Raw genomic sequence first — 5,644 nt, forward strand, 5'->3', positions numbered from 1 at the left:
ACGCTGGTGTCAAGTTCGCGTGAAGTGACGCGGATGACGGTGGCCAAAAGGCCCGGAGCACCGGGGAGAGCGCGCTATAATCCGTAAACCATTGCGTGGGGAATGCCGGGTGATTCCGGTGTGACCTGCTAACGCGTGTGCCTTCTACCCACTACTCATTGCACACGCGGCTATCGGGCGCATCGGCCGCCCGGCATTCCCTGCGCCCTCAATGAAGAGGGCGGGAATAAAGGAATACCTCGCGCAAAAAAAATCATGCGGCGAGATCGTGGATGTATGTCAGGTCGTCATTCCGGGGCGGTGCGAAGCATCGAACCCGGAATCTCGAGATTCCGGGTTCGCCCTTCGGGCGCCTCGGAATGATGGCTCTAAAAATTGGCCGTTTGAAAATCGAATCGGAAAAACTACTGCTTCGCCAGCCGCGTCGAAAACTCGCCGTTGCGGACGCGCCCGGGAAGGCCCTCGACGAATTTCGCCACCGCGTCCTCGCCATAGGTTCCGACCAGTTCGGCGAATGCCGCAAACAGGCTCGCCTGCGCCAGGCAATCGCCGTCGACGCCGTCGTGCCGCGCCTCCGCCCAGGCCTCGTTCAGATAGCTCAGCGCCGCCTGCTTCTGCTCGTGATCGGGCAACGGGTCGCGGGCGATCGAGTAGGACGCTGGATGGCTCATGAAACTCAACAGGCTTTGCGCGGGTCCAGGGCGGAACGCGTCGAACGCTGCGAGATGTAGCACGCGCCGCGTGGCCGCCTAGGCCAGTTCTTTAGGAAAGGTTAACGGCGCCGAACAATATGGGCCCGTGGGTCCAAAACGAAGCGGCCGCGTCAGTTGGCATAACGGGCGGTCAGGTCGCGCGAAATCTTCGAGCCTTCCTCGATGTAGCGGCGGATCGCCACCGTCGCGGCCGGCGTGCAGGTCCGGTAGGTCTGCTGGAACCCGTTATAGCCGCGATTAAAACCCGCGATCATGCGGGCGCGGCGGTCGCCGGAGGGGGTTTCGGCATCGATCAGCGCCTGCATCTCGTTGCGCCACTTGCTGCCTTCATTGTTGCCGCAAATGCCCCGGAGGTAATGCAGGGTGCCGAGGATCTCGGCCAGCCGCTGCAGGTCGCCGTCGAACGGCGCAGCCGCATCCTGGGCCCGTGCGGGGCTCGAGAGGCCAACCGAGATGAGGATGAGAACGGCCCAAAAATGCTTCGACATGGATGGCCGTGATATGCCTTTTCAATGGGCTGGAAGCAAGGCGCTGGGCGGGTCCCGGCCGCCGGATGGGTCAGGCCCGGAGCAGGTCCTGGGCCCGCTGGATCATCTCCTGCAGGCCCGGAGTGAGCTGGAGATCGCCGAGCGAGCCGGGCGACAGCCACCTGAAATCGTCGAGTTCGTCGTTCAGCATCACCTCGCCGGAGGCCCAGCGCGCCGCGAACGACATGATCAGATAATGCCCGCCGCCCGCGGTTCCCGGGACCACCTCGCGCCAGCCGGCAAGGCCGATGATCTCGATCCGGAGCGAGGTTTCCTCGTCGACCTCGCGATGCAGCGCCGCCTGCAGCGTCTCGCCGAATTCGACCCGGCCGCCCGGCAGCGAATAAAGCCCCCTGGCGGGGAAACGGGCGCGCCGCACCAGCAGGATCTTGTCGTCGCGAAAGATCGCCGCGCTGACCGCCAGCTGGGGATGGGGGGGCTGAGCCTCCGCCATGGCTCAATGCGTCATGATGTAATCGACGTCGGCCTCGGCGCCGCCATTGATGACGCCACCGGCCAGCGCGACCAGCGGCTTGACCCAGTTGGTGGCCTGCTCGGCGAGCGTAGCCCGGGTTTTGTCCTGCGTGGCTTCGCGCATCGCCGCGCCGACCGCGGTCAGGATCGAGGTCATGGCGCTGGTGAGGTTGTCGAATTCGGTGCGGATGACGGTGTCGGCGGAATCATAGGCCTCGATGGCGAGATCGCGCGCCCCGAAATTGGAGGCCGTGAAATGCTCGCGATAGCTCAGCGGTTGCCAAACCAGGAAATCGTCCGCGCATTCCGGCATGTCCGGAATCATTTCGAGCAGCATGATGGCTTCGTTGAAATGATTCAGATAGTCGGTGGCAAGCCCGGTGCGGGGATTGATATTGGCGGCGCGCAGCAGGGCGGCCCGCGCCGGGTCGACGGGGCCGGTCTGCCGCGGCGTCGGGCGATCGGCTCGCGCGGGATTGGAAGCCGTTGATGTCATCTGCCGCAGTCTTGACGTTCGGGGTTAAAAGGTCCTGAACTTATGCATATTTAAGGCATAGAATGTGCGGACGCTTCGTCATCACCTCGCCCCCGGCGGCGCTGCGGCTGATTTTTGGCTATCTCGAACAGCCGAATTTCCCGCCGAGGCACAATGTTGCGCCGACCCAACCCATACCTGTGGTCATCGTCGACAACGGCATCAGGCATTTCCGGCTGATGCGCTGGGGCCTGCTGCCGGCCTGGGTCAAGGACCCCCGTAATTTCACGTTGCTGATCAACGCCCGTGCGGAGACCGTCAAGGAAAAACCGGCCTTCAAGAACGCGATCAGGCGGCGGCGCTGCCTGATCCCGGCGGACGGCTATTATGAATGGCAGGCTTCCGGGCACCGCAAGCGGCCCTATTTCGTCCATCGCCGCGACGGTGCTCCGATCGGGCTCGCTGGGCTTGCGGAAACCTGGATCGGCCCCAACGGCGAGGAACTCGATACGGTCGCGATCGTCACGGCGCCGGCGAGCGGCGATCTCGCCAGCCTGCATCCCCGCGTGCCGGTGGCGATCGGCGCCGGCGATTTCGACCGCTGGCTCGATTGCAGGTCGGACGACGCGGACGAGGTGATGGCGCTGCTGCGGCCGCCGCGCGAGGGCGAGTTCGCCTGGCACGAGGTCTCCACGCGGGTCAACCGCGTCGCCAATGACGACGCGCAGCTGATCCTGCCGATCACCGCGGAGCAGCGCGAAGCCGAAGCGCCGAGGCCCGCAAACAAGCCAAGCCAGCGCAAGCCGGCGCCGGTGGCGTCGGATGACGGGCAGGGAAGTTTGTTCTGAACATCGTCTCTTTTCGTCATGCCCGGGCTTGGCCCGGGCATCCACGTCTTAAGGCAAGGAAAGAAAGACGTGGATGGCCGGGACAAGCCCGGCCATGACGGATTCGGTATCGCGGCTCACGCGCGGACGCTGAGCAATTGCTTCAGCTTCGCGACCGCGCTGTCCGGCGTGGTCAGCACCGGCCGCCCGGAGGCCTCGGCGACCAGCGCAGCCGCCGGCGCCATGCTGTACTGCGCGAGCGCGATCAGGTCGCAGTCGCGCAAGTCGCGCGAGGCTTCCGCCACCAGGCGGTCGTGCTCAGTGCGATCGCCGCGATCGAGCGCGGCCATGGCGCCTTCCGCCAGTTTCGGCACGATCTCCATGGCCGCGGGAAATTCCCGGGGCATCGAGGCCAGCGTCGGCGGGAACGACGAGAGCAAACCGATCCGCATGCCGCGAGAGGCGGCCTGCTCGATCATCGCTTCGTTGGGCTTGAGCACCGGCATCGGCGCCAGCTCGCGCGCGACCGCCTCGATGCAGGGGCCGAACGCCGAGCAGGTGAACAGGATCGCATCAGCGCCGGTCGAGGTCGCGTAGCGCCCGAGCGCGAGAAAGCGGTCGGTCATCGCGACGGTGAGGCGGCCGTCGCGCGCGAGATCGGCCGACAGGCTGTCGTCAACCAGGTTCATCAAGGTCGCATCCGGCCAGAGCCGGGCGAACGAGGCCTCGATCGGGACAATCGAATGTTTCAAAGCATGGATCAGGGTGATGCGCATGGGGGCAATCTGTCCGCGGCCCGCAGGGCTGTCAATGTTGCCTGAAAATATGCAGCGCCGCGTATTGCAGCAGCATGATGGTCTTGGCGTCGACGATGCGGCCGTCGCCGACCATGGCGGTGGCCTGGTCGATCGGCATTTCCAGCACCTCGATGTCCTCGCCTTCGGAGGGATTGCCGCCGCCCGAGCCGACCTTCATGCCGGGCTCATATTCGGCGACGAAGAAGTGCAGTTTTTCGGTGACCGAGCCGGGACTCATGAAGGCTTCGAATATCTTGCGGATCTCGCCCAGCCGATAACCGGTCTCCTCCTCCGCCTCGGCGCGAACCCGCATCTCCGGAGATTCATTGTCCAGCAGGCCGGCCAACGCCTCGATCAGGAGATCGTCGTAGCCGTTGACATAGGCCGGATAGCGGAACTGCCGCACCAGCACCACGGTGCCCTGCGCCAGGTTGTACGGCAACAGCGCAGCCCCGTTGCCGCGGTCATAGCTCTCGCGGTGTTGGGTCTGCCATTCACCATTGGCCCGCCGCCATTCGAAGGTGGTCGTCTTCAGGATGTAATGGTTGTCGGAGAGCAGGCGGACGTCCTTGACGCGGATGCGGTCGGAGATGGTCATGAATAGCCTGCCATGTTCGGATCACGCTGCCGGCTTGCGGCCATCGAGCCACTTGGCGAAGACGATCGTCTCGGCTTCTTCGTACCCGATCGACTGGTAGAATGCGCCGGCCTTCGCGTTATCGCGCCGGACCAGCAGCTGCAGCTTCGGGATATCAGCCGCGCGCAGCCAATCCTCTACCGCGTTCATGATTGCTCGGCCATGGCCTTGCCCACGGCGGTCGGGATCGACCGCGACGTAATAGACCCAGCCGCGATGGCCATCGTGTCCGACCATGGCGGTCGCGACAATCGTGCTGCCGTCGCGGCCGATCAACACGGTCGAGTTCGGCCCGCGCCGCGCCAGTGCGATATCCGCGGCGGGATCGTTCCACGGCCGCGTTAAGCCGCAAGCCTGCCACAGCGCGATGACATCAGCGACATCGGCGTCCCCGATCGGCGCGATGGACAACGTAGTAGCAGACGCCGACGCTGTCACAGTACCTTGCCGGGATTCATGATGCCATGCGGATCGAGCATGGCCTTGATGGCGCGCATCAGTTCGATCGCGACCTTGTCCTTGACCTCGGGCAGTTCGTCGCGCTTGAGCACGCCGATGCCGTGCTCGGCCGAGATCGATCCGCCCATCCGCAGCACGATGTCGAATACCACCGCGTTGACCTCGTGCCAGCGGCCCATGAAATCCGCGGTATCGCCGCCCAAGGGCTGGCTGACATTGTAGTGGATATTGCCGTCGCCGAGATGGCCGAACGGCACCGGCCGCGAACCCGGGATCAGTTTGATCACGGCAGCATCGGCCTGTTCGATGAAATCCGGCACCGCGACCACCGGCACCGAGATATCGTGCTTGATCGAGCCGCCTTCCGGCTTCTGCGCCGCCGACATCTCGTCGCGCAGCTTCCAGAACGCTGAGCGCTGACTGAGGCTATTGGCGATCACGGCGTCGTCGACGATGCCGGCCTCCAGGCCCCGCGCCAGGATCGCTTCCAGTGTGGCGCGGGCGTCCTCGCGCGGCGAGGACAACTCCATCAGCACGTACCACGGATGCTTGCCGGCGAGGGGATCGCGGACGTCGATGCCGTGCCGGACGGAAAAATCCACCGCGATATCGGAAAGCAACTCGAAACTCGTCAGCGTGCCTGCCGCCTCGGCTTGCGAGATCGAAAGCAATTTCAGCGCCTGCGCCGGCGATTTCAGGCCGACATAGGCGGTTTCGACCGCGCGCGGCTTCGGA

Annotated in this window: 9 protein-coding genes; 1 reads left to right on the forward strand and 8 read right to left on the reverse strand. The window is 64.8% G+C overall.

Going from position 1 to position 5,644, the window contains the following annotated elements:
- Positions 1-404: 404 nt before the first annotated feature.
- From VK804_RS31915 to VK804_RS31930, 4 genes are all read right to left on the reverse strand, one after another.
- A complete protein-coding gene (locus tag VK804_RS31915; RefSeq protein WP_325752278.1) occupies positions 405-671 on the reverse strand; it encodes a hypothetical protein in 267 nt (88 codons plus the stop codon).
- Between the two features lie 152 nt (positions 672-823).
- Positions 824-1,201, reverse strand: coding sequence for a TIGR02301 family protein (locus VK804_RS31920; protein WP_325752279.1), 378 nt, complete (start codon positions 1,199-1,201; stop codon positions 824-826).
- A gap of 70 nt (positions 1,202-1,271) precedes the next feature.
- A complete protein-coding gene (locus VK804_RS31925) occupies positions 1,272-1,694 on the reverse strand; it encodes an NUDIX hydrolase (protein WP_325752280.1) in 423 nt (140 codons plus the stop codon).
- Positions 1,695-1,697: 3 nt separating this feature from the next.
- Positions 1,698-2,210, reverse strand: coding sequence for a hypothetical protein (locus VK804_RS31930; protein ID WP_325752281.1), 513 nt, complete (start codon positions 2,208-2,210; stop codon positions 1,698-1,700).
- 62 nt (positions 2,211-2,272) lie between these two features.
- On the opposite strand from VK804_RS31930, the gene VK804_RS31935 reads away from it, so the two are divergent.
- Entirely contained in the window at positions 2,273-3,037 is a 765-nt protein-coding gene (locus VK804_RS31935; protein WP_325752282.1) for an SOS response-associated peptidase, read from the forward strand.
- A gap of 116 nt (positions 3,038-3,153) precedes the next feature.
- Here the strand turns inward: VK804_RS31935 and VK804_RS31940 are convergent, their stop codons facing one another.
- The 4 genes from VK804_RS31940 to VK804_RS31955 all read right to left on the reverse strand — a co-directional run.
- Positions 3,154-3,792, reverse strand: a complete 639-nt coding sequence (locus VK804_RS31940) for an aspartate/glutamate racemase family protein (protein ID WP_325752283.1) — start codon at positions 3,790-3,792, stop codon at positions 3,154-3,156.
- Between the two features lie 31 nt (positions 3,793-3,823).
- Positions 3,824-4,411 carry an NUDIX domain-containing protein gene (locus VK804_RS31945; protein WP_325752284.1) on the reverse strand — a complete coding sequence of 196 codons (588 nt, stop codon included), beginning with the start codon at positions 4,409-4,411 and terminating at the stop codon, positions 3,824-3,826.
- 21 nt (positions 4,412-4,432) lie between these two features.
- Entirely contained in the window at positions 4,433-4,861 is a 429-nt protein-coding gene (locus tag VK804_RS31950; protein ID WP_325752285.1) for a GNAT family acetyltransferase, read from the reverse strand.
- 23 nt (positions 4,862-4,884) lie between these two features.
- The coding region (locus tag VK804_RS31955) for an FAD-binding oxidoreductase (protein WP_325752286.1) at positions 4,885-5,644 on the reverse strand (760 nt) is incomplete at its 5' end.

Source organism: Bradyrhizobium sp., from assembly GCF_035484855.1.
Classification (GTDB): Bacteria; Pseudomonadota; Alphaproteobacteria; order Rhizobiales; family Xanthobacteraceae; genus Bradyrhizobium.

Coding starts and splice junctions, on each gene's coding strand:
- VK804_RS31915 (WP_325752278.1), bottom strand. CDS start 671: ATGAGCCATCCAGCGTCCTACTCGATCGCCCGCGACCCGTTGCCCGAT.
- VK804_RS31920 (WP_325752279.1), bottom strand. CDS start 1,201: ATGTCGAAGCATTTTTGGGCCGTTCTCATCCTCATCTCGGTTGGCCTC.
- VK804_RS31925 (WP_325752280.1), bottom strand. CDS start 1,694: ATGGCGGAGGCTCAGCCCCCCCATCCCCAGCTGGCGGTCAGCGCGGCG.
- VK804_RS31930 (WP_325752281.1), bottom strand. CDS start 2,210: ATGACATCAACGGCTTCCAATCCCGCGCGAGCCGATCGCCCGACGCCG.
- VK804_RS31935 (WP_325752282.1), top strand. CDS start 2,273: ATGTGCGGACGCTTCGTCATCACCTCGCCCCCGGCGGCGCTGCGGCTG.
- VK804_RS31940 (WP_325752283.1), bottom strand. CDS start 3,792: ATGCGCATCACCCTGATCCATGCTTTGAAACATTCGATTGTCCCGATC.
- VK804_RS31945 (WP_325752284.1), bottom strand. CDS start 4,411: ATGACCATCTCCGACCGCATCCGCGTCAAGGACGTCCGCCTGCTCTCC.